Here is a 21,086-nt window from a genome sequence, read left to right on the forward strand (position 1 = left end):
TACGACTTTGTTGATAGATATTTCGTATCAATAGCGTCAGGAGGGGACCCGGCCATGATCAGATCATCCCCGCCGGCAGTTTTGCGGCCTGGGCCTGGCCCGCCTTACCGGAGCTTTCGCGGGGAGGTTTTCCGGCACTGACGGCCACTGTGCGGGCAAGGGCCCGGTCTGGCGCCTGATCGCGGATCGCTTCTATGATTGACATGACAGCCGGGCTGCTGGCGGCCGTCTCTGGGAAAACCGCGTGCAGCGTGCTGACAGCGGTCAGATCGGGCGGGCACAGGACCGCGACCCCCCTCGTCACGGAGGCCACGCTTTCCGGGACGAGGCTGTAGCCGCAACCGGCCGAGACCAGTGCGACCATTGTCAGGGTGGAGCCCACAACCTGCGACACTTCGGGCGAGAAACCGGCCGTCATGCAGGCCCCCATGACAGCATCGAAATAGCCTGGTCCAATATCGCGCGAAAAGAAGACAAAGGGTTCAATGGCCAGATCCGCCAGGCGCAGCGTCGGATCACCGACCCGGGGATGATCCTCGGCCAGCACGAGGACGAGACGGTCAACCGACACTTCTTCCGTTACAAAACCCGGCGCGCGCCAGGGGCCGCGGATCAGAGCGACATCCAGTTCGCCCTCCAGCAGCATCTCGCCCTGGCGCACCGAATTCGCCTCGGTCAGACGAAGCTCGGTTTCGGGCCAGGATTCGCGGAACCCTTTCAGGATCGCCGGCAGCAGCACCGAGGACGAGCTGACAAAGCCGAGGCGGAGCGTCTCGCCTTCGGCACGCTGCACGGCACCGAAAGCGATTTCGGCGGCTTTGAGCGCGCGCCGCGCATGGGGAAGGAGCCGGCGCCCTGCCGGGGTCAGTCTGACGCCTTTGGTATCGCGGTTGAACAGCGCCTGTCCGACATAGTCCTCAAGCTGGCGGATCTGCTGTGACAAGGGCGGTTGCGAGATATGCAGTTTTTGCGCTGCATTGCGGAAATGCAGTTCCTCTGCGACGGCGACGAAATATCTAAGCTGACGCAGATCCATATATCATCAACTCCCTTGCGGCAGAATATGAGATGGGCGGGGGCACAGAAATTCTGGCAGGCCCGGTGAAGTCGCTGACTATAAGACTGGATCCGGGCGCCAACTACCTGGGGTATCGGAACCATGTTCTCTTCTTCTTCGCTTGCATAGGGTTAACCTGCTAAAGGTTCCCCATATCGCAAAGTTGGACCCGATCTGAGCGGGTCAGCAGCGCCGGTGACAGGTTTCTCATGCGGCGGGGAAAGCAGCAGTGATCTGCTGCCGGTTTCACGTGCCGTCTGAGCGGCTAGCAGAAACGCCCGGTATAGTCGGAGGCGTCAGCACGCCCGCCGCCACAGCGCGGTGACGATCTGTCATCAGCCTGGCGCCCGCAATGAAGGGCGCCGCTACTACGGGCAATGGGGAAGGTGCCATGTAAGGAAGGCCGGAAACCAGAAAACCGGTGGCCATGAGAAGAAGGGTCACAAATGAACAGGACCCGTCACTGAGAACCCCCTCCGCGAAACCTCGCCCGGAAGCGCCTTATGGGCCGCCTGCGGGTGGGATGACTGGTTCGGGGCTGCGCCCGTGCCCCTTCAGGCGGGCTGATGGCGGATGTCATGGGCGTGCTCGACCGGCTGCTCCTGCGGCTTTGCCACAACTGGCATCGGCCCGGATGGAGGCGCGCGCCGTCCCGCCGGAACTGCAGCGCGTGGACCGCCCGGTCGTGGTGGTCGATGTGAGTTTCGCCCGCGCAATGCGCGACCGGGACCGGATCCCGGCTTCATTCCTCAAAGGGATCGACGGGCTGCGCCTCACCGCCACAATGACCGGGCCATCGGCCCCGAGCAGATCGGCAAGGCCTAGGGGCGGGCCGGGGATGAGCTTCCGGACCTGATCTCCCGAACCTGATGTCCCGGATCGGCAACCGGCTCGGGTTTGGCACCGTGCAGCGTTTCCAGCCCGCCAGCAGCGGCCTTCCTGAGCGCAGTTTCGTGACCGTCCCGGCCGATTGCGCTGTGGCAAAGCCGTTCCCGCCAGGGTGTTGCCGCCGCATGGCCGTCTTCCTCGAGACAGGTCAGGGCGATCAGTTCAACCGGTTCAGGTGACGTTCGAGAATGGCTGAAGCAGCTTTGGTATCATGGCGGCGGATGGCGACCATGATACCATAATGATCATTGTCGACGCGCGGTTTCCACCGTTTGCTGTAATGGACAAGGATATAGCGCGCCGCCAGATTTTGCATACTCTCGACCGCTTCCAGCAGCCGGGGCATCTCGCAGGCCTCATAGATCTTCATATGGAAGGCGCGGTTAAGCTCTTCCCAGTCAAAGATATTCTGCGCCTGGTCACAGGCCTGGCGCAGGGCGTCGGCCTCGCGCACCTGGCCGGGGGTGAGATTGGGCACGGAATGAAGCAAGGTCAGCGGCTCGAGCGCCAGCCGCATCAGCTTCAGCTCCCTTTGCGCCATAGGGTCAAGTGGCGCAACCTGCATTCCCCTGTTGTGCTGTGACACGACCAGGCCGCGCGCGACCAGTTTCAGCAGCGCCTCCCGCACAGGGACATGGCTGGCACCGAATTCGGCGGCGAGATAATCCTGTCGGAGCTTTTCACCCGCCATCAGCTCGCCACGGATGATGCGTCTTGCCAGTTCATCCGCGATCAGCTGTGGCGTTGGGACGGCTGGCATGACGTCGATCAACCTTGGTGGGGACGGAGGGAAAGAGCGAGGCGGGCGCCGTAAAGGGCCGTCTATGATCTGCGGGCAATACAATAAGACGGGCGATAGGTCAAAGTGGGCGGCCCTGCCGCGTTGATCTCTCGCAGCAGGCCGCGCAGCCGGCCCGGCGCAAGCCGCCCTGCGGCAAAGCCGTTCACGCCGCTGGCGCGCAGATGCGCAAAAAGATCTTCGGCGCTTTCGAACTGCAGGGTGATGGCCTCATCGCGGAAGACAAGAACCTCCATCGCGGCGGGCAGGGCATCACATATGCCGGCAGCGTTTAGATAGGAGGGCGCCCCCCGGGGCAGGCCCCAGCCGGAAAATTCGGGGAAATTGTCGGGGCCAAAGCCTGACAGCGCCAGCAGGCCCGCGGGGCGCAGGGCCTGCCCCGCTTTGGCCAGCAAGGCGCGCGGATCGGCGATCCATTGCAGCATCGAGGCGCTGGCGAGCAGATCCAGATCGCGCGGGAAATCACAGGCGGCGGCGTCTCCGGGCAGAGGATATACCCGCCCATGCCCCGGCCAGGCCAGCTGCGGCAGCGGGGCGACAAGATCATTCAGCCAGATGTCCTCGGGGCACAGGCGCGCAAGTTGCCGTGTCAGAAGGCCGGTGCCATGGCCCAGTTCCAGCACCCTGCGGGCGGTGCTGATATGGGAGAAGATGCCTTCGGCCAGGCGTCCGGCGATCCGGGCCTGCGCCAGCGCCGCCCCTTCGTAGCTGTGATGATGGCGGGAAAACTCCGCCGCGATCCGCGCCATCATCATCTGAACTCGCTCCAGTCCCGCCAGAGGGGAAAGGGATTATGGCCGCAGTCGAGCCAGGTGATCTGCCGCTCCGGCCAGCCCGCGACCATTCCGCGTTGTGGAAAGATACGGTCGCGCCGCCCGGCAATGATATGGGTGAATGCGGCGGCGGGGGCGGCCTCGCGCAGGGCAAGATGTTGCAGTTCCAGCGCGAGGGCGTCGATATCTGTGTGTGGCGGCAGAGCGGCCCCGGCGCGGCGGGCGAAGCGCTGCAGGCTCTCTGCGGTGAGTGACGCCGCCGTGGCGTCATAGGTCTCGGGGCCGATGGCCGCGCACGGATCGGGCGCGCCGCAGATGGCGGTGGCCCGCGCCGGGGCCAGATGATCCAGATGGCGCGCGGCGACAGCCACCCCCATCGACCAGGCAATCACATGCAGCCGGCGATAGGGGCGCAGCAACGCCACGGGCAGGGTTTCATCGCGGTAATCGTCGAGAGCCAGCACATCTTCGCCGCCTTGCATGTGCTGAACAGCGGCTGCACCGACGGCCCAGCCGCCATAGAACAGGATCAGATCTTCGCTGCCGGATCTTTGCAGCCATTGCGCCCGCATCAGAGCCCCTTTGCGATGGCAAGCATGGCCGCGCTGACCTTTGTCAGCTCGTCCGGGCGGATCGTCAGCGGCGGCATGGCATAGAGCAGCCTGCCGAAGGGCCGCAGCCAGACGCCGGTCTCAGCGCAAAAGCGGTGCACCTTGTCCATCGGCAGGGGCGCTTTCATCTCGATCACCCCGATGGCGCCCAGAACCCGGAGGTCCGCAACCGATGGCAGGTCGGCCGCGGGCGCGAGGTCACGCTGCAGCTGCGCGCCGATGCTGCGGGCCCTGGCGCTCCAGTCCGCGCTTTGCCACAGATCCATTGCGGCGGCGGCAACGGCGCAGGCCAGCGGATTGGCCATAAAGGTCGGGCCATGCATCAAAGTGCCTGCCTCCCGCGCCAGATCACCGGTGGCAATGGTGGCGGCCAGGCTCATCATGCCGCCGGTCAGTGCCTTGCCAAGGCACATGATATCGGGCCTGACCCCTGCCAGATCGGCTGCAAAGGGGGCGCCGGTGCGGCTGAAGCCGGTGGCGATTTCATCGAAGATCAGCAACACGCCATAGCGGTCACAGATCGCCCGCAGGCCCCTGAGATAGGCGGGGTGGTAGAAATACATCCCCCCTGCGCCCTGGACGACTGGTTCGATGATGAAGGCGGCAATCTCTGCGTCATGGCGGCATAGCAGCGCCTCGACCTCGCCCAGCCCGTTCAGCGCCGGGTCCTCGGGCCAGGCGGCGCCATGGGGCACTGGCGGGCGGGCGGCGAAGTGCTGCGGCGCAATGGCCCGCCCGAAATGGCTGTGCATGCCGGTCTCGGGATCGCAAAGGCTCATCGCCTTCCAGGTGTCACCGTGATAGCCGCCGCGCACGGTCGCCAGGGCGGTGCGGCTGCGATGGCCACGAGCGATCTGGACCTGAATGGCGAGTTTCACCGCCACCTCCACCGCCACCGAGCCACTGTCGGCATAGAAGATCCGGTCGAGCCCCTCAGGCAAAACAGCTGTCAGCCGGCGGCTCAGATCGATGGCCGGCTGATGGGTCAGCCCGCCGAACATGACATGCGGCAGCCGTGCCGCCTGGTCTTGCAGGGCTTTGACCAGCGGGGGCGGCGCATGGCCAAAGGCCGCGCACCACCAGGAGGACATGGCGTCGATCATCCGCCGGCCATCGTCGAGCGTCAGCCAGATGCCCTCGGCCCGCTCGACCCTGTGCTGTGGCGCCGGCCGCGCAATCGAGCTGTAGGGATGCCAGATATGGCTGCGGTCAAAGGCCAGATCCTCCATCACAGCGCGGCCTTTATGGCGCCGAGGTCGATGCCCTGAAAGGCCTGTTCCAGCGCGGGGCGGGTGACATGCGCCAGGCGCGGCAGCCGGCCGAGGGATGGCAGGGCGGCGATCCGGCTGATGGTCTGCTGGCTGTCCTGCATTTCCGCGCCGATAAAGACGATGCCCAGCAGCGGCAGGCGGCGCGCGCGCAGGGCTTCGATCGTCAGCAGGCTGTGATTGATGGTGCCAAGTGCGGTCCGTGCCACCAAGATCACCGGGGCCTGCCATTGCGCCATCTGATCGGCGTATAGGAAACTGCCGTCCAGCGGCACCAGCGCCCCGCCCGCCCCCTCGACCACCAGAGCGCCGTCAATCCTGGGCAGGGGCATCGCGCCGATCCTGACCCCCTCGCGCGCCGCCGCATGATGCGGCGAAGCGGGGAGCTTCAGCCGATATGCCTCGGGCAGGGTGGGGCGGCCGGTCAGGCGGGCGACGGTCTCGCTGTCGGTCTCTTCATCAAGCCCGGCCTGGACGGGTTTCCAATAGCTTGCCTGCAAAGCCAGGGTCAGCCCGGCGCTGAACACGGTCTTGCCGATACCGGTATCGGTGCCGGTGATGATGACGGCAGAACTCATATCGGCCCCCGGATTCTCATTCCCGCAATGGCGGTGAAAAGCGCATCAATATCCGTGACTTGCAGCCCGCCGGTGATCGAGATGCGCAGGCGCGCGGTGCCTTTCGCCACGGTGGGCGGGCGGATGGCGCGAATATCGAAACCCGCCTCGCGCAGGTGACGCGCGGCCCCGAGCGCCGCGTGGTCCTCCCCGAGGATCAGAGGCAGGATCTGGCTGCGGCCGAGGTTCAGCCCTGCGCTGCTGGCGGCGCGATGGGCATGGAGGCGCAGGGTTTCGGCATGCCCGATCAGGGCGGGCCGTGTCTGCACCAGCAAAAGCGCCGCGCGCACCGCTGCCGCAACCAGCGGCGAGGGGGCGGTGGCATAGATAAAGGGGCGCGCGCGGTTGATCAGCGTCTCGGTCACGATGCGCCCGGCGCAGATCAGCGCGCCGCTGGCCCCGAGCGCCTTGCCGCAGGTATGGACCACAACCGAGGCAACATCGTCCGGCACATCGGCAAGCCCGCGCCCCATCGGCCCGTAAAGCCCGGTGGCATGGGCCTCATCGAGGACCAGAACCGCGTCGCACGCCCGCGCCAGAGATATGAAATCCGCCAGTGGCGCGAAATCGCCATCCATCGAACAGAGCGTCTCAAGCGCGATCCAGATCCGCCCCGAGCCGCCTCTGGCGCGCCAGTCGCGGATCTGATCCTCAGCATGCTGCGCGTCATTATGGCGGAACTGCTGGTTCTGCGCCGGGCCAAGCCGCATCCCCTCATGCACACTGGCATGGATCCCTGCATCATAAAGCACCAGATCATCCGCCATCGGCAGGGCCGAGAAGATCGCCTGATTGGCCTGAAAACCGCCGCCCATGAACAGGCAGGACTCAGTGCCGAAGAAATCGGCGGCCTCGGCCTCCAGCGCTGCAAATTCCGGATCATTGCCGCGCAACAGCCGCGATCCGCCCGACCCCACGGGCACACCGCGGGCGATGGCCGCCTGCACCGCTTCGGCGAGGGCGGCGGATGCGCTCAGGCCCAGATAGTCATTCGAGGCAAAGTCACGCCCCAGAGCCGGCAGCAGCGCGCGGGCGCGCCCCCGCGCTGCCGTGACCGCAAGCCGTTCGGCATGGCGGGGAAACAGGCTCACGCCGCCGCCCCACAGGGGCGCAGCACTTCGGCGCGCAGGCCGAGCCTTGCGAAAAGCTGTGCGTCTTTGCTGTCGCCGGGATTATCCGCCGTCAGCAGCGTATCGCCGACAAAGATCGAATTGGCGCCGGCGAAAAAGCACATCGCCTGCAGCTCATCCGACATCGCGCTGCGCCCCGCCGAAAGCCGGACATAGGATTTCGGTGCCAGGATGCGCATGGTGGCAATCGTGCGCACCATCTCGATCGGGTCAAGCGGTGGCACATCGGCCAGGGGCGTGCCTGCCATCGGCATCAACATGTTGATCGGGATGGATTTCGGCGGCTCGGGCAGATCGGCCAGGGTCTGGATCATCGCGATCCGGTCCTCAGGGCTCTCGCCCATGCCGATGATCCCGCCGGAACAGACATTGATCCCGGCCAGGCGGACCCGCTCCAGCGTCTCCAGCCGGTCGGCAAAGCTGCGGGTGGTGATGATCGAGGGGTAAAAGCTCTCGGAAGTGTCGATATTGTGGTTGTAATAGTCCAGCCCCGCGGCCCTGAGCTGCACCACCTGGGCATCATCCAGCATCCCCAGTGTCATGCAGGTCTCAAGCCCGAGGGCCTTCACCCCCTCGACCATGGCGATGACCGCCTTCATGTCGCGCGCTTTCGGCGAGCGCCACCCGGCGCCCATGCAATAGCGCGTCGCCCCGGCGTCTTTGGCCTTTTTCGCCTCGGCCAGAACCTTCTGCACCTCCATCATTTTCGAGGCGCTGAGCTGCGACCCGTTGCGCGCCGATTGCGCACAATAGGCGCAGTCTTCCGGGCAGCCGCCGGTTTTGATCGACAGGAGTTTCGCGCATTGGATGCGGTTCGGGTCGAAGTTTGCCCGATGCACGCTCTGGGCGCGGAACAGCAGATCCATCAGGGGCAGATTATAGACAGAGCTCGCACGCATTTGCATCGGGGTCCTCCGGCAGGGCTGCGATCAAGCAGACAGGGATCCGGACGCGCGCTCAATTTGCAAAGCTATCTATTATTCGACCCAGGGCTGAATTTATTTTAATATTTAAAATCAAATATATAAATCATAATTTGCGTGGATCGCGAGTGGCAGGGTCCTTCCGCTTTGTCTATAATATATTATCCGCATCCCGTGTTTCTGCGGCGCTGCAAACCGCGCCATCATCCGGCCTTGGATCGCAGGCTCCGCAGGCTCCGCAGGCCACGGCCCGGTGATGGGAGGGCCATCGCAAAATCCGCTCTTTGACCCCATCCTCCGTCTTTGGCTGGCATCCCGTCGCGGCCTGTCCCGGATCACCATGCAAGTGGTGATCCGGGTGATTGCCTCACTCGACGTCACCGGCTTTGGGCAGCGCCGCCCAGTCTGCAAGGAAGGCGTCGCGGTTTGCTGCCGCCTCGGCCTCATCCAGCGCAAAGGTCCTGATGTCGCTGATTTCGGGCAGGCCGACGTGATCGGCCACGGTGATGTCGGTGCGGCTGGGGCGACGGAAGGCCACCTTCAGGAGCGCAATCTGCGCGTCTTTCGACAGCAGCGCGTCGATGGTGGCTTTGGCCGCCTCGCCCGCCGGGGCGTTCCTGATCAATGCGGCATATTCCGGCGAAGTGAAGGTGCCATCCGCCGGATAGACCAGCAACAGTTCGGTCTGCCCGCCATCGATATAGGCGTAGCTGTTGGTCTCATAGGTCAGCCCAACGGTATATTCGCCCATCGCCACACCTCTCGGCACATTCGAGGACGAGCCGGACACCACCATATTCGACACCACCGCCTTGTAGGTCGCCTCATCCAGGAGCTTCGACAGGCCCCAGACGATCGTATAGCCGGTAGAGCTGTTCGCCGGATCGGCCAGGATGATGCGGCCATTCCAGGCCGGATCCGCCAGATCGGCCCAGGTCTGCGGTGCGGCCTGACCGTCCAGCTGGTCGGTATTCACCAGCATCGTCACCACATGCAGGTTTGCCGGCAGGAACAGATCGCCCGGATAGCGCAGCTCGGGCAGCATCGCCTCGAGCGCGGGCGAGGCATAGGGCTCGAAGAGGCCCTCATAGGCGCCCAGCGTATTGGCGGAAGATGACCAGAACACATCGGCCTGTGGCGCCGGGGCCTCGGCCTCGACCCGGCGCAAGAGCACGCCCGAACCGCCCGTGATCACGCCAAGACTGGCACCTGCCTGTTCCCTGACGGCGGCCTGCACTGCCTCATAGGCCGGGACCGGGTTCGAGGTGTAAAGCACCGGATCAGCGAAGGCTGCCGGCACCAGCGCGGCGGTCAGCAGGGCGGCGAGCGGGGTGGATTTCATGAACATCGTCATACCTTTCTGTCGAAATTTATATTCTGGGCCGGGGCCGCATTGCCGCGCCCCCGGCAAGGTCACCGCAGGGCAAAGACGTCGATGCGGAAGACGCGGGCGGCGATGATGATCGGCAGCAGGATCACCGTCACAAGCACCAGCCCATAGGCCGAGGCATAGGCCATCAGCCCGGAATCGATCAGCCGGAACACCTGGATCGGCAGCGTCTCGCGCCCGCCGGAATAGACGAGGATCGAGGCCGACAGCTCGGCCACCGTCGTGGTCCAGGTCAGGATCGCGGCCGAGATGATGGCGGGCAGCATCACCGGCAGCACCACCCTGAAGAAGGTCGCGACCGGCGCAACGCCAAGGCTGATCGAGGCTTCTTCAAGCGAGTTCGGGATATTGTGCAGCGTCGCCTGCCCGTTGCGCATCCCGAAGGGCATCCGGCGGATCACATAGGCCAGCACGATGATGGTGGCGGTCCCCGAGAGCGGCAGCCAGCCGCCATGGAATGTGGCCAGCAGCCCCACCCCCAGCACCGTGCCCGACAAAGCCAGCGGAATGGCCGAGACGTAATCGACGAAGGGCGTCAGGATATTGGGCTTCTTGACCACCAGATAGCTGACCATGGCCGAGAAGATGATCGAGATGAGGGTCGCGATCCCGGCATAGGTCAGTGAATTGACCAAAGGCTGCGGCGCGGAGACGAAGACCCGTTCCAGATTGGCCAGTGTCCAGCTGCCCCATTGCATCACCGGTCCGCGCGAGGCGGTGAAGGCGCCGATGATGATCGAGATCAGCGGCAAAAGCGAGATCAGCACCACCAGCCCCGCCAGGGCCGCGACCAGCGCGCCGCGCATCCCGCGCAAGGGCTGCGGCTTTGCGCCCCGGCCCTGCACGATTTCATATTTGCCGCGCCGGATGATCCGGCGGTTGACGAACAGCACCGCCATCACGATCAGCACCGAGACGCTGGCCAGCGTCGATTGCATGGTGATGTCCGAGGCGCCTTCCGCCACCGCCGCCTGATAGGTCACGACCGACAAAAGCGGCAGGCGATGCGACAGGATCATCGAGATCGCGAAATTGCCCACGGTCATGGTGAAGACCAGCAGCGCCGAGGCCAGAATGGCGGGCATGATCACCGGCAGCATCACCTTCAGCCGCGACTTGCCCGGTGCGGTGCCAAGGCTTTGCGCGGCCTCTTCCAGCTGCGCATCGAAACGGGCGATGGCCGAGACGACACCGATATAGACATAGGTGTAATAGATGAAACTCATCGAGGTGATCAGCCCGAACCAGCCATAGAAGCTGGGCAGACGGATGCCGACCTCGCGCAGCGAGCGGGTGATGAGCCCGTTATTGCCCAGCATCATCAGCCAGGTCTGGGCGGCGATCACTTCGGGGATCACCAGGGTGATCAGCGGCAGCAGCGCGATCAGCCCCTTGCCGGGAAAGGTATGGCGGGCGGTGACATAGGCCATCGGCACGCCGATCAGCGTGGCGATGACGGTGACGGCTGTGGCCAAAAGCAATGTGTTGCCGATGGCCTGCATATATTTGGGGTTGTCGAAAAGGCGGGCCCAGCCGCTCGGCCCGTCGCCGGTGACGCTCGCGGTCAGAATATTGGCCAGCGGGTACAGCACGAAAAGCGACAGCAGTGCCAGCGCCGCCACCGTCAGCCAGAACCATGGGGTGCGGATGCTGGCGGTCATGCTGCAATCACCCGGGCCTCGGAGGCATCGATGCCCAGACTGACCGCCGCCCCGGGGGCAAAACCGTCATGGCCCGGGCCATGCAGATCCGCCATCACCTCGATCCCGTTGCCAAGATCAAGCCGGTAGCTGGTTTTCGATCCCAGATATTGCCGCGACCTGACAGTGGCGGGCAGGTTCTGGAAACCCTGTTCCGGCGCGGTGGAAAGATGCAGGCTTTCGGGGCGCAGGATCAGCAGGCCTTCGGCTGCAGGTATTTCGCGCGCATCGGTGGCAAGGATCCTGCCCTGGCCGAAATCGGCCTCGACCAGCCCGCCCCCTGCCGGGCGCAACCGTGCCGCCAGCCGGTTCGCCGCGCCGACGAAATCGGCGACATAGCCGCTGCGCGGCGTGGCATAGATCTCCTGCGGGCGGCCAAGCTGTTCGATGGCGCCCTTGTTCATCACGCCGATCAGATCCGACATCGACAGGGCTTCTTCCTGATCATGGGTCACGAAGACGGTGGTGATATTCGCCTCGCGCTGCAGCTCGGTGATGGTCTCGCGGATCTGGACGCGCAGTTTTGCATCCAGATTGGACAGCGGCTCGTCCATCAGCAGCACCGCCGGCTTGATGACAAGCGCGCGGGCCAGCGCCACACGCTGCCGCTGGCCGCCCGACAGCGCCGCCGGGTGCCGGTCGCCCAGATGGCCCAGGCCGACCCGTTCCAGGGCCTCGGCCACCTTGCGGGCGACATCCGGACCGCGTTCGCCCCGCGCATGCAGGCCATAAGCCACATTGCGGTTCACCGTCTTGTCGGGAAACAGCGCATAATCCTGAAACACCATGCCGATGGCCCGCTTATGCGGTGGCAGCCGGGTCACATCGATCCCGCCAAAGCGCAGACTGCCCCCCGCCGCCGGCACAAATCCCGCAATGGTGCGCAAGAGCGTGGTCTTGCCGCAGCCGGACGGGCCCAGCAGCGTGAAGAAACAGCCCTCGGGGATATCAAGGCTCAGGCCCGAGATCACGTTTTCCTTTCCATAGCTGACGGTAAGATCGTCGATCCTGATACCCATCTGATGTCCCTGTCTGTTGTTCTTGCTGTTGTTCCTGTCTCAGCCGGTCATGCCGGAAGCGACAGGCCGTCGATCACCGCCAGCGCGGCGTCATGGCAATGCCGCCCGCCGGCGGCGAGGATCCGGCCATCGCTTTCCAGCGTCAGCGGCTGTCCCTTCCAGTCCGAAATGATGCCGCCCGCCCCTTCGATCACCGGGCGGAAGGGCGCGAAATCAAAGACCTTCTGCCCGGCATCCAGCGCTAGATCGCTGCGCCCCTCGGCCAGGCGGCCATAGTTCAGACAGGCGCCGCCATAGACCCGGTTCGCGGTTTCGCGCCGCAGCGCCTGCAGCGCCGGCAGTTCGGCGGCGCTCATGTAATCCTGATTGGAATTGGTCATCACCGCCTGCGCCAGTGATCCGCAATCGCGGCAGCGCACCGCACGTCCGTTCAGCGTGGTGGCGCGGTCCGGCGCCCCCAGCCAGCGCCCGTCAACCGGCGGCACATCGATGACACCCAGGCGCGGCACGCCCTCCACCGCCAGGGCGATCAGGGTGCCAAAGACCGGGATGCCGACGATGAACGGGGCCGTGCCATCGATCGGATCCAGCACCCAGACATGGCTGGCGCCTGTATTCTCGTCGCCCTCTTCCTCGCCGATGATGCCATGCGCCGGGTAGTGCGTCGCGATCATCGCGCGCAGTTCTGTCTCGATGGCCCGGTCGATCCGGGTGACGAAACTGCGGTCGGGTTTCACCTCGACATCCAGCCCTAGGGCGGTCTCGCGCGCCAGGACCGCGCGGGCGGTATCGGCCAGCTGCCCGGCAAAGGCGATGTGATGATCTTCGATGCCCGAAAAGCGGGTCATGGCCGTTTCTCCCTGTGCCGCAGGCAGGATGTGACCCGTCGCCGTACAGAACTGCCCGGTGACGGCCGCAGATCCCGGCTGCGACTCGTTCGTCTCATGTTGATGGGGAAACGCTAGCGCCGCCGCGTCAGTGTGGCAATATGTGTTTTGCGTGTCGTTTTGTGTTTTCTAGATGTCCGGCTTTTTGTGGCAATCCGGGGCGAGATCGGGCAAGTATACCGGGGAAACAGCCAATCGGAGCGTGGCAGAATGTGGCAAGAGGAGCGCCATCGTCGGATTCGCGACCAGCTGACAGCTTTCGGCCAGATCTCGGTCGACCGCATCACGGAAGAATTCGGTGTCTCGCGTGAAACCGTGCGGCGGGATCTGATGGATCTGGAACAGGCCGGCGCGTTGCGCCGGGTGCGGGGCGGTGCGGTGCCGGTCCGGCGCGAGGACACGACCTTCGGCATCCGCGTCACGCTGCGCCTGCAAGAGAAACGTGCAATCGCCACAAGGGCACTTGGCCTGCTGCAAAGCGGGATGACGATTTTCATGGATGCGGGATCTACCAGCACCGTCATGGCTGAAACCCTGGCGGAACCCCATGGTCTGACCGACCTCAACATCATCACCAATTCGATGGATGTCGCGCGGCTTCTGGCCGAACGCCCCGACCAGCCGGGACGGCGCTTCAGGGTGCTGATGCTGGCAGGCGAGGTGAAGCATGATCCGATGGAGACCCATGGCGGTGCAACGATCAACGACATCCAGCGCTACCGCGCCGATGTCGCGCTGCTGGCCCCCTGGGGGATAGATGCCCAGATGGGCGCGATGAACTACTTCATCCACGGGGCGGAAATTGCCCGCGCCATGGTGCGCAATGCCGACCGGACCATCGTCCTGGCCGATCATTCCAAGATCGCGGCCCCTGCCCGTTCGGTGTTCTGCCCGGTTGCCGATATTGACCACCTGATCGTCGATGAGGCCGCGACCGCCCGCCCTGGCTTTGCGGAGCTTGCCGCGGTTTTACCGGGCCTGATCGTCGCGCATGGAACAGCAGGGCGCGACTGACGTCTCATTCTCTTCTGAGGAGCTCTCGCCGAGACAGAAAACGCGCCTGCTTTACCCGGCCGCGTTGACTGCGGCACCTGTCGAGGGGCGCGTCTGGAGAATGCTGCCACACCGCATCCCCGACAGCTCAGCGGCGGGCATCATCCGACGTACCAATGCCGGATCGTCACTGTATCGGCGCCACACAGAAACTGCGGGTCGAGATCGGGTTGTGCCAGCAGCGGCCCTTCGCTTCGGTCACCGGACCATCGGTTCTGACCTCGTTCAGGCGCCAGATGCCGTCCTGGACATAGGTCACGCTGCGGTCCCCGTCCGGCCAGACATAGACGTTCAGCGCGATCTGCTCCCGCAGCTTCTGCATCTCTGCTGAAGCCTGCCAGAAGATAAAGCCATGGCAGGGTTTTTCCGAGATCACCTTGCCATTCGCCTCCCTGACCTGACAGGTGAACGGGTCAGATTGCAGATCGCCCGCGCTCCATTCCTCCAGGAGCTGCGCATTGGCCACGCAGGCCTGCGTGATATTGTCCATACAGCCCCTGTCAAAGGCGCGCGAGGCCTCGGAGAGCACCAGCGGCGGCGGCGGCGGATCCTCCTCCTCTGCGGGCGGTGCGAAGGCAAGGGGCGCGGACGGTGTCTCGCCCCGGCGCACGCTGTCAGTCAGCATCCCGCCATAGATCAGGCAGGCCGCGCCATCGGTGGTGGCGACGCGCTGATGAAAGCAGCCGCGCTGATAAGCGGCTAGGGCAAGTGCCGGATCGGCGGGCTGGGCTGCCCCGCCGGAAAGCAGATCGCCGGCCAGCCTGCACCCGTAAGGCGCCACCGAAGCGTCGGCGCTGTCGCAGGTGAACCGGGCCCATCGCAGGGCCTCGGGCAGACGCGTCTGATCCGCCAGTGCCAGTTTCGCGGCATCATAGCAGGCCCAGCTGTCCTGATCATTTCCGCTGGCCATCAGCGCCTCGCAGGCCATCGACCGGATATAGAGCGCGCCTTCCCCGTCACCACGCTCTGCCATCGCATCCGCAAGCTGGCTGCAGGTATTGCCGGCCTGCGCCATGGCGTGTTCATCCCGGCAGCCCATGCGCAGGGTCGCAAGCCAGGCCTCAGGATCGTCGCGGGCGGGGATGGTCACGCCCTGGGCCTCATATCCGACCCTGGCGTAAAGCCCCGCCAGTGGCGCGCAGCCTTTGATATTGGTGCGCGAACAGGCCTCTTTCAGCATCGCTTCGACCGTGTCCAGACCGTCCGGTGCCTCCAGCGCCGCATAGACATAGAGCGCCTGACTGCAATCCTGCGACGATCCTTCCACGGGGGACAGGCAGGATCGGGAAAGGGCGTCATATCTGACGCGCAAGGCGGGACGGGCCTCGGAAAGTGTCACGTCCATGGCCGCGCCGAGGCTTTCGCAGATGCTGTCCTTGCTGTCCTGAGCGTCACAGAGCGCAATCGCGCGGGCGGCCGCAGCCTGCCGCTCGGCCACCGGCCAGAAATCGGGCAGCTTTGAGAGGGTGGCGCAGGCCGCAGGATCGCCGGCTGCGCAGCCTTCAGTCAGGAAGGCACTGGCCCGGGCCACACGCGCCGGACCCCGCGCATCGGGATCGCCATAGGTCAGGAAATCGCGGTAAAGATAATAGGCGGATTTGCAGCTGCGCTGATTTGGATCGCGCGGCCCTTGGGTGCAGATCCCCGCCTCGATGCCCGCCAGCGCGAACCGTTCATCCTGGGTCGGCCCCGCCGCACCCCGCGCCGCTGTCACCGTGCGAAAGCCCTCTTCCAGCGCCTCGCAAATCCAGCCGATCCCTTGCTGGCAGGCGGTCAGATTTGCCGCGAAATTCGATGCCGCCTCGACGAGGGACGGGTTGCGATCTGCCGCCGTGTTCCGCGCCAGCAGGATACAGCCGATGCGGTCCTGCGCATCGCAAAGCAGTTTCGACAGTTCCGCCGTCACGCGATCATCCGTCGCAGCCCCGCTTGCCAGCGCCTGATCCTGCGCAAGCTCTGTCGTATTGTCCTGCCGGTTGATCGCCAGCTGGCACCCCTCCAGGTCTTTGGCCATACAGCCCAGCAGAGCATAGCGTGTGACCACAGCCGGCCCACGGCCCGGCCCTTCCGGCGCGTCATAGATCAGGCTGGCAAATGCGGTGCAGGCCGTGCCGAGGCCCAGATCGCAGGCCTGTTTCATCCCCGCAGGATCCCCGGCCTGACGGGCCTCGGCCAGCAATGCCGCCGCTTCCTGCCCCCCGCCCTGCCCGGCCTCGACAAATCCGGCGTCCTCCCGGATCAGCGCCGCACTGAAACCGGCACCGGAGACACAGGAACTGCCCTCTGGCAGCTGATCGGAAAGGCGGATTGTCCTTTCGCTGGCCCCGGTGCTCAGAAGACCCAAGACCAGCGCATAGCCGCCCGCCTGCAGCCGATACCCGGATGCAGAGGGGCCAAAGGCAGGCAGGGAGGCCGCGAGACCGTTCAGCCCCGAAAGCGTATCGGCGTGGCCCGCAACAAGATGGCAGGTGTTCGGCGGCGCGAGATAGCGCTGCTCCTGACCATCACGGGCAGGCGTCGGGGGGCAGAAATGCGTGACCCCGGCAATCTCCAGATAGCCCACGGCCCGTTCAAGCCCCTTGCCGGTCGCATAATCCAGCGCGAACCATGCCGCGCCATCCGGGCCGAAGGTTACGTCGCGCAAGGAAACCGCTTCGCCCGCCGCCAGTTCGCGCGCTTCCGCCCCGGCTGGTGTCACGTAAACGGGTTGCGCCGCACAGACATGGCGGGTCTCCAGCGGCTGATGGGGCACAGGCTCCTGCGCCAGGGCCGGAAAACAGAATGCGGTTGAGAGCAAGGCAAGGGCGGGCAGCGTGATCCTGATCATTAAAACTCGCAAATGGTGATGTCCCGGGCCACGATCACAGGCCGGCTGCCGATCTCGGGCAGGATGGACCGGAAGGGGGCCGGTTCCAAGCAGGGACGCGAAGCATCCGGCGTGATCCTGCCGAGCGACACGGGATATGTCCGACCGGGATCCGGGCGTGACTGTTCCCGCAGAACATCTGTGCTAAAGGGCGTGGAAACATACGAAATGGACGGCGTCATGCGGAAACTTCTTCTTGTTATCATCGGTCTCGCATTGCTTGGCTTCGGCGGCTATCGACAATTTGCCGGTGCGGGTGTCAGCGCGGCAGACCAGGCGCGGTGCGAAGAACAGGTCCGCGCGCAAAGCGGCACCGATGCCGAAGCCCTGGCGCTTTTGCTGCCGAAATGCAGCGATACCGGCATGGTGGCGATGATGGAGGCCCAGGCATCGGGCGATGATGCCCAGGCGGCAGCGCTCCGGATCTCGCAGGCCAATCAGGGCGACCTGACGGCGCATCTCCTTGACTGGGCGATGATCGGCGCGGGCCTCGCCGCATTGGCGGCAGCTGCGGCCCTGAACCGCCGCCGCGCATGATCAGGATGCCGGGGTGAAGACGTCGCGCCGGATCTGGCTGCTGATCCTGATGGTCGTCATCGGGACCGCGCCACTCGCTTCGGTGGCCCTGGCCGGGCTGATTGCGGACTGGAACGGCTGCGCGCTGCATGAGGGCTTTGCACAGCCTTGTATCCTGTTCGGAACCGATATCGGCGGCGTGCTTTACACGATGGCAGTCATGGGTTGGCTGATGCTGATTTCGCTTTTCTTCCTTGGAGGCGGATTGCTCGGGCTGGCCTGGGAGGGCGTCATGCTGATCGCCCGGAGGATGTCGCGACGCCAGAGATAATCGGTGCAGCTGCATCATGAAGGTGTGCGCCAGCGTCAGCTGACAGATCCAGGGATCAGATCGGCGGCTTTTTCCGCAATCATGCAGAGGGCCGCCCGGGTGTTGCCGGCAACCACTGTCGGCACCACAGACGCGCCAGCAATGCGCAGCCCCGCGAGGCCGTGCAGCTTCAGCGACGGGTCAACCACTGCCATCGGGTCGGTGCCCAGATTTGCCGTTCCGGCATTGTGATAGATGGCCTGGCCATTGCGGCGGGTGCCCCTTTCTGCGCCCATTGGCCGACGTCACGCGCCTGGCCCCTGACCCAGATCATCCCGTTGATCAGGGTCGAGCCACCAAGGCCCTTGCCGCGCGGGATGGATATCTGGCGGTCATAGGTCGCCGGCTCGGGCTCCGAGGTGAAACGCCAGTTGTAAACCGGATCGACAAGCAGTTTGGAAAAGCCCGCCGGGATATCGATCCACATGCTTTTCGGCGCGCCGCCATCTTCGACCAGCAGCACCAGGTGGCGGCCATCCTCTGACAGCCGGTTCGCCGGCACGCAGCCCGCCGTGCCGCCACCCGGACTGATTTAGTCGAATTGCTCTGTCACGGATCAGGCTCCGGGAATGAGTTTGCCGGGATTGAGGAGGTTCAGCGGATCGAGCGCCGCTTTGATCCGGCGCTGCAACGCCAGCTGCGCGGCCGGCAGCAGGCGCCCGACCTCGGTAAGGCGGTAGCTGCCAAACACCGTGTTCGGCCGTCACCGAACCACCGCAGGCAATCACCAGATCATGCACGGCGCGGTTCAGGGTGCCTGTGGCCCCGGGCCGGTCGGTGAGAATGTTGAAATGCAGATTGCCATCTCCGATATGGCCGAAGACATGCGGTTGCAGCCGGGCACCGGTCTGCGCGGCGAGATCCTCCGGCACGGACCGGCTTTTCAGCAGGAAACCGGGGATCCTGGCGACGGGCACCGAAACATCGTGCTTTACCGAGGTTCCGCTGGCGGCCTCGGCCTCGCTCAGGCTTTCGCGCAGATGCCATATCGCGCGGCGCTGTGCTTCATTCGCGGCAATCGTGCCGTCATGGCAGAGACCGGCCTCAAAGGCCTGACCGATCAGCGCCTCAAACTCCGGCGCGCTATCCGGCGCGGTTGAGCTGGCTTCGATCAGCAAAAGCCATCCGTCCTGCACGGTGACCTGGCATGCCACTCCCATCCTGTCACCGGCACGGAGGCTGGCCGCAGCCGAGATGATCTCAAAGGCCGAAAGGCGCTCGCCCATGCGGTCGGTGGCAAGGCCGTAAAGCTCCAGCGCGGGTGCAGGGTCCGTGACCGCAAGCAGCGCGGTCGCGGTCGAGACTGCCAGCGGTTAGGTCTTCAGATCCGCTTTGGTGATGATCCCCAGACAGCGCTCAGAGCCAGTGAAGAGCTGCATCCGGTTCAGGCCGGAATTGTCCTTGTGCAGACCATCCAGCCGCGAGACCACGCTGCCATCGGCCAGCACCACTTCCAGCCCAGGCAGGCGTCGGGCAGCGATCCCCGCCCGCAGCATATGCGCCCCGCCTGTATTGGTCGCGAGGCTGCCCCCGACCATGGCCGAGCCGGTGGCTGCGAAACTGACCGGCAGACCACCGAGGATGGCGGCGCGGTCGGTGCGCAATATGTCGATAAAGACCCCAGCCTCAACCGTGGCCGTCATACCGGTCCGCGCCAGCCACAAGGGCGCCGAAATGGCGATGAACGGCATCGGCCTTCTCTGGATCGAAGGCGGCAGGATCCGCGAGGTCCGGCAGTTCTCGGAGGATCAGGCTGCCGAAGACCGGTTCTGGGGCTGACCATTGGGCCAGAGGCAATACGCGGTCCCAGCCAGTCAGACGGGAACCGGGCGAGAGATGTTTTGCCCAGGCAGTTCAATCGACGCGGAGAGCACCCTTGTGGCAACGCCGCTCTCCGGTGGCGCCGGGTTCCCGTCATAGCGGCTTTGGCCCGGCTTTTAGTGCGGGCATCTCAGCCTTGGCCCTCGCCCCAAAACCAGGCATCCGATCGCGGCCAGCTGAATGGCGGCGGCGCTGAGGAACAGGGCCTCTGCGCCTGCCATGTCGCCCGGGCGCAGCAATCCGAACGTGGCCGGTGCAAAGGCATAGCCCGCCTGACCGATGGCGACGATCAGCGGTACCACGCGGGCGGTCTCTGCCGGGGAAAACTCCTGCTGCGCGATCAGGGGCGGCAAAGATGTGGCATTGCCGATCCCCAGCCCGAACAGCGCGATGCCGAGGAACAGCCAAAGATCAGCATCGCCGGCGGCCATAATGAACATGAGCGAGCCGATCACCTGCACGCCGTAACTGGCACAGGCGACAAGGCGACGGTCGGCATTCGCGGGCATCATCTGGCCGACCAGGGTCCGCCCAAGGATCGCGGCGAGGGTGGCACCGCCCATCGCAAGGCCCGTCATCCCCTCACCCAGCACCGGAACCAACAGCGAGAACAGATGCGCCAGCAGCCCGATCTGGGCGAAAAGCCCCAGCATCATGCCCGCGGCCAGGGTCAGGAATTTGCGGTCGCGCAGGAAGGATCTGCGCGCCACCGTTTCCGGAACGGTGTGCGGGCGCGGGTGCGCCCCTCCATCCGGGGTTTGCCCCAGGCTGTCCGGTGTGTGCCGGAACACCAGCACCGACAGCACCCCAACCGCGACAACCATGACCCCGCCGATGGCCAGGGTTGCAGGAACAAAGCCGATCCCCGCAATCAGCGCGATCCAGAGCGGTGAGAAGATGACGCCGCCAAAGCTTGCGCCGTTATAGGCCAAGCCCAGGTCGGCAGGACGGCGCAGGCTGAACCAGGGCGCGATCAGCGCATTCACTGCCGCGGCGCCCATCGCGACCCAGCCCGCTCCACTGGCCAAGGCCGCCAGAAACAGCTGCGATGGCTGTGCCGCCAGCGCCCAGCCGAGGATGCCGACCGCCAGCAACACCGCGCCGGTCACCGTCACAACCGGCACCCCAAAGCGCCGGTAAAGGCGTGGCAGTTTGGCCACCACCCCGGCCCCGAACAGGAAATGCACCGTCACCGCTGCCGAGACCAGTGTCACCGGCCAGCCGGTCCGCGCGACGACCGCGTAAAGAAATACCGGCGGACCATAGAACCCCACGCCCCAGCCGAAGATAGCCAGCAGGAACGTGGCGGCGACAACATGCCAGCCAAAGAACGGACGGGCGGTGCGGGCAGGCAGGGTCATGGGGAACTCTCGTTGATCTCGTGCCGGTTATGCCTGC

At 65.1% G+C, this 21,086-nt stretch carries 22 protein-coding genes and 1 pseudogene; 4 read left to right on the plus strand and 19 right to left on the minus strand.

Going from position 1 to position 21,086, the window contains the following annotated elements:
* Positions 1-58 precede the first annotated feature (58 nt).
* Positions 59-1,036: a LysR family transcriptional regulator gene (locus JC607_RS19435; protein WP_198838537.1), complete on the minus strand. Its 978-nt coding sequence runs from the start codon at positions 1,034-1,036 to the stop codon at positions 59-61.
* A 631-nt stretch (positions 1,037-1,667) separates the two neighbouring features.
* On the opposite strand from JC607_RS19435, the gene JC607_RS19440 reads away from it, so the two are divergent.
* The gene (locus JC607_RS19440) at positions 1,668-1,913 is read left to right on the plus strand and encodes a hypothetical protein (RefSeq protein ID WP_198838538.1); all 246 of its coding nucleotides are present in this window, start codon (positions 1,668-1,670) and stop codon (positions 1,911-1,913) included.
* Positions 1,914-2,102: 189 nt separating this feature from the next.
* Here JC607_RS19440 and JC607_RS19445 read toward each other — a convergent pair whose 3' ends face one another.
* From JC607_RS19445 to JC607_RS19495, 11 genes are all read right to left on the minus strand, one after another.
* Positions 2,103-2,705, minus strand: coding sequence for a GntR family transcriptional regulator (locus JC607_RS19445; RefSeq protein WP_198838539.1), 603 nt, complete (start codon positions 2,703-2,705; stop codon positions 2,103-2,105).
* Between the two features lie 62 nt (positions 2,706-2,767).
* The gene (locus JC607_RS19450; RefSeq protein WP_198838540.1) at positions 2,768-3,499 is read right to left on the minus strand and encodes a methyltransferase domain-containing protein; all 732 of its coding nucleotides are present in this window, start codon (positions 3,497-3,499) and stop codon (positions 2,768-2,770) included.
* On the minus strand, positions 3,496-4,089 hold the full coding sequence (locus JC607_RS19455; RefSeq protein WP_198838541.1) for a pimeloyl-ACP methyl esterase BioG family protein: 594 nt from the start codon (positions 4,087-4,089) through the stop codon (positions 3,496-3,498). Before JC607_RS19455 ends, JC607_RS19450 begins: the two co-directional genes overlap by 4 nt.
* Positions 4,089-5,357, minus strand: a complete 1,269-nt coding sequence (bioA, locus tag JC607_RS19460; protein WP_198838542.1) for an adenosylmethionine--8-amino-7-oxononanoate transaminase — start codon at positions 5,355-5,357, stop codon at positions 4,089-4,091. Before bioA ends, JC607_RS19455 begins: the two co-directional genes overlap by 1 nt.
* Entirely contained in the window at positions 5,357-5,974 is a 618-nt protein-coding gene (gene bioD, locus JC607_RS19465) for a dethiobiotin synthase (protein ID WP_198838543.1), read from the minus strand. The genes bioA and bioD overlap by 1 nt, the downstream gene beginning before the upstream one ends.
* A complete protein-coding gene (locus JC607_RS19470) occupies positions 5,971-7,104 on the minus strand; it encodes an 8-amino-7-oxononanoate synthase (protein ID WP_198838544.1) in 1,134 nt (377 codons plus the stop codon). Before JC607_RS19470 ends, bioD begins: the two co-directional genes overlap by 4 nt.
* On the minus strand, positions 7,101-8,048 hold the full coding sequence (bioB, locus tag JC607_RS19475; RefSeq protein ID WP_198838545.1) for a biotin synthase BioB: 948 nt from the start codon (positions 8,046-8,048) through the stop codon (positions 7,101-7,103). Before bioB ends, JC607_RS19470 begins: the two co-directional genes overlap by 4 nt.
* A 385-nt stretch (positions 8,049-8,433) precedes the next feature.
* The gene (locus JC607_RS19480) at positions 8,434-9,408 is read right to left on the minus strand and encodes an extracellular solute-binding protein (RefSeq protein ID WP_198838546.1); all 975 of its coding nucleotides are present in this window, start codon (positions 9,406-9,408) and stop codon (positions 8,434-8,436) included.
* A gap of 71 nt (positions 9,409-9,479) precedes the next feature.
* The gene (locus tag JC607_RS19485; protein ID WP_198838547.1) at positions 9,480-11,117 is read right to left on the minus strand and encodes an iron ABC transporter permease; all 1,638 of its coding nucleotides are present in this window, start codon (positions 11,115-11,117) and stop codon (positions 9,480-9,482) included.
* On the minus strand, positions 11,114-12,175 hold the full coding sequence (locus tag JC607_RS19490) for an ABC transporter ATP-binding protein (RefSeq protein ID WP_198838548.1): 1,062 nt from the start codon (positions 12,173-12,175) through the stop codon (positions 11,114-11,116). Before JC607_RS19490 ends, JC607_RS19485 begins: the two co-directional genes overlap by 4 nt.
* Before the next feature lie 47 nt (positions 12,176-12,222).
* Positions 12,223-13,023 (minus strand): inositol monophosphatase family protein, encoded by an 801-nt coding sequence (locus tag JC607_RS19495; RefSeq protein WP_198838549.1) that lies wholly within the window; start codon positions 13,021-13,023, stop codon positions 12,223-12,225.
* Between the two features lie 249 nt (positions 13,024-13,272).
* Between JC607_RS19495 and JC607_RS19500 the strand changes: the two genes are divergently transcribed.
* Positions 13,273-14,076: a DeoR/GlpR family DNA-binding transcription regulator gene (locus JC607_RS19500; protein ID WP_198838550.1), complete on the plus strand. Its 804-nt coding sequence runs from the start codon at positions 13,273-13,275 to the stop codon at positions 14,074-14,076.
* 166 nt (positions 14,077-14,242) lie between these two features.
* Here JC607_RS19500 and JC607_RS19505 read toward each other — a convergent pair whose 3' ends face one another.
* A complete protein-coding gene (locus JC607_RS19505; RefSeq protein WP_198838551.1) occupies positions 14,243-16,942 on the minus strand; it encodes a hypothetical protein in 2,700 nt (899 codons plus the stop codon).
* Between the two features lie 219 nt (positions 16,943-17,161).
* On the opposite strand from JC607_RS19505, the gene JC607_RS19510 reads away from it, so the two are divergent.
* Together JC607_RS19510 and JC607_RS19515 are read left to right on the plus strand one after the other, a co-directional pair.
* The gene (locus JC607_RS19510; protein WP_198838552.1) at positions 17,162-17,518 is read left to right on the plus strand and encodes a hypothetical protein; all 357 of its coding nucleotides are present in this window, start codon (positions 17,162-17,164) and stop codon (positions 17,516-17,518) included.
* Positions 17,519-17,531: 13 nt separating this feature from the next.
* Entirely contained in the window at positions 17,532-17,828 is a 297-nt protein-coding gene (locus tag JC607_RS19515; protein WP_370584888.1) for a hypothetical protein, read from the plus strand.
* A 35-nt stretch (positions 17,829-17,863) separates the two neighbouring features.
* Here JC607_RS19515 and JC607_RS26170 read toward each other — a convergent pair whose 3' ends face one another.
* The 6 genes and pseudogenes from JC607_RS26170 to JC607_RS19550 all read right to left on the minus strand — a co-directional run bounded on the left by JC607_RS26170 (position 17,864) and on the right by JC607_RS19550 (position 21,049).
* Positions 17,864-18,103, minus strand: a complete 240-nt coding sequence (locus tag JC607_RS26170) for a GMC oxidoreductase (protein WP_198838553.1) — start codon at positions 18,101-18,103, stop codon at positions 17,864-17,866.
* The gene (locus JC607_RS19525) at positions 17,998-18,399 is read right to left on the minus strand and encodes a GMC family oxidoreductase N-terminal domain-containing protein (RefSeq protein ID WP_370584892.1); all 402 of its coding nucleotides are present in this window, start codon (positions 18,397-18,399) and stop codon (positions 17,998-18,000) included. The genes JC607_RS26170 and JC607_RS19525 overlap by 106 nt, the downstream gene beginning before the upstream one ends.
* A gap of 24 nt (positions 18,400-18,423) precedes the next feature.
* Complete coding sequence (locus JC607_RS25830) at positions 18,424-18,558, minus strand: FAD-linked oxidase C-terminal domain-containing protein (protein WP_198838554.1); 135 nt, start codon at positions 18,556-18,558, stop codon at positions 18,424-18,426.
* Between the two features lie 55 nt (positions 18,559-18,613).
* Positions 18,614-19,177 (minus strand): annotated as a pseudogene (locus JC607_RS26175) (FAD-binding oxidoreductase); the annotation flags it as partial.
* Positions 19,178-19,180: 3 nt separating this feature from the next.
* Positions 19,181-19,558, minus strand: coding sequence for an FAD-binding oxidoreductase (locus JC607_RS19540; RefSeq protein WP_233093029.1), 378 nt, complete (start codon positions 19,556-19,558; stop codon positions 19,181-19,183).
* A 246-nt stretch (positions 19,559-19,804) separates the two neighbouring features.
* Positions 19,805-21,049, minus strand: coding sequence for an MFS transporter (locus JC607_RS19550; protein WP_198838557.1), 1,245 nt, complete (start codon positions 21,047-21,049; stop codon positions 19,805-19,807).
* Between the last annotated feature and the right edge of the window lie 37 nt (positions 21,050-21,086).

This window comes from Paracoccus sp. IB05 (assembly GCF_016405985.1).
Lineage (GTDB): Bacteria > Pseudomonadota > Alphaproteobacteria > Rhodobacterales > Rhodobacteraceae > Pseudogemmobacter.

Excerpts from the sequence above, each read along its gene's own strand:
- JC607_RS19480 (WP_198838546.1), bottom strand. The coding sequence starts at position 9,408 with ATGAAATCCACCCCGCTCGCCGCCCTGCTGACCGCCGCGCTGGTGCCG.
- JC607_RS19500 (WP_198838550.1), top strand. The coding sequence starts at position 13,273 with ATGTGGCAAGAGGAGCGCCATCGTCGGATTCGCGACCAGCTGACAGCT.
- JC607_RS19450 (WP_198838540.1), bottom strand. The coding sequence starts at position 3,499 with ATGATGATGGCGCGGATCGCGGCGGAGTTTTCCCGCCATCATCACAGC.
- bioA (WP_198838542.1), bottom strand. The coding sequence starts at position 5,357 with ATGGAGGATCTGGCCTTTGACCGCAGCCATATCTGGCATCCCTACAGC.
- JC607_RS26170 (WP_198838553.1), bottom strand. The coding sequence starts at position 18,103 with ATGGGCGCAGAAAGGGGCACCCGCCGCAATGGCCAGGCCATCTATCAC.
- JC607_RS19485 (WP_198838547.1), bottom strand. The coding sequence starts at position 11,117 with ATGACCGCCAGCATCCGCACCCCATGGTTCTGGCTGACGGTGGCGGCG.
- JC607_RS19540 (WP_233093029.1), bottom strand. The coding sequence starts at position 19,558 with ATGCCGTTCATCGCCATTTCGGCGCCCTTGTGGCTGGCGCGGACCGGT.
- bioB (WP_198838545.1), bottom strand. The coding sequence starts at position 8,048 with ATGCAAATGCGTGCGAGCTCTGTCTATAATCTGCCCCTGATGGATCTG.
- JC607_RS19550 (WP_198838557.1), bottom strand. The coding sequence starts at position 21,049 with ATGACCCTGCCTGCCCGCACCGCCCGTCCGTTCTTTGGCTGGCATGTT.
- JC607_RS19490 (WP_198838548.1), bottom strand. The coding sequence starts at position 12,175 with ATGGGTATCAGGATCGACGATCTTACCGTCAGCTATGGAAAGGAAAAC.
- JC607_RS19510 (WP_198838552.1), top strand. The coding sequence starts at position 17,162 with ATGCGGAAACTTCTTCTTGTTATCATCGGTCTCGCATTGCTTGGCTTC.
- JC607_RS19445 (WP_198838539.1), bottom strand. The coding sequence starts at position 2,705 with ATGCCAGCCGTCCCAACGCCACAGCTGATCGCGGATGAACTGGCAAGA.
- JC607_RS19505 (WP_198838551.1), bottom strand. The coding sequence starts at position 16,942 with ATGATCAGGATCACGCTGCCCGCCCTTGCCTTGCTCTCAACCGCATTC.
- bioD (WP_198838543.1), bottom strand. The coding sequence starts at position 5,974 with ATGAGTTCTGCCGTCATCATCACCGGCACCGATACCGGTATCGGCAAG.
- JC607_RS19495 (WP_198838549.1), bottom strand. The coding sequence starts at position 13,023 with ATGACCCGCTTTTCGGGCATCGAAGATCATCACATCGCCTTTGCCGGG.
- JC607_RS19455 (WP_198838541.1), bottom strand. The coding sequence starts at position 4,089 with ATGCGGGCGCAATGGCTGCAAAGATCCGGCAGCGAAGATCTGATCCTG.
- JC607_RS19435 (WP_198838537.1), bottom strand. The coding sequence starts at position 1,036 with ATGGATCTGCGTCAGCTTAGATATTTCGTCGCCGTCGCAGAGGAACTG.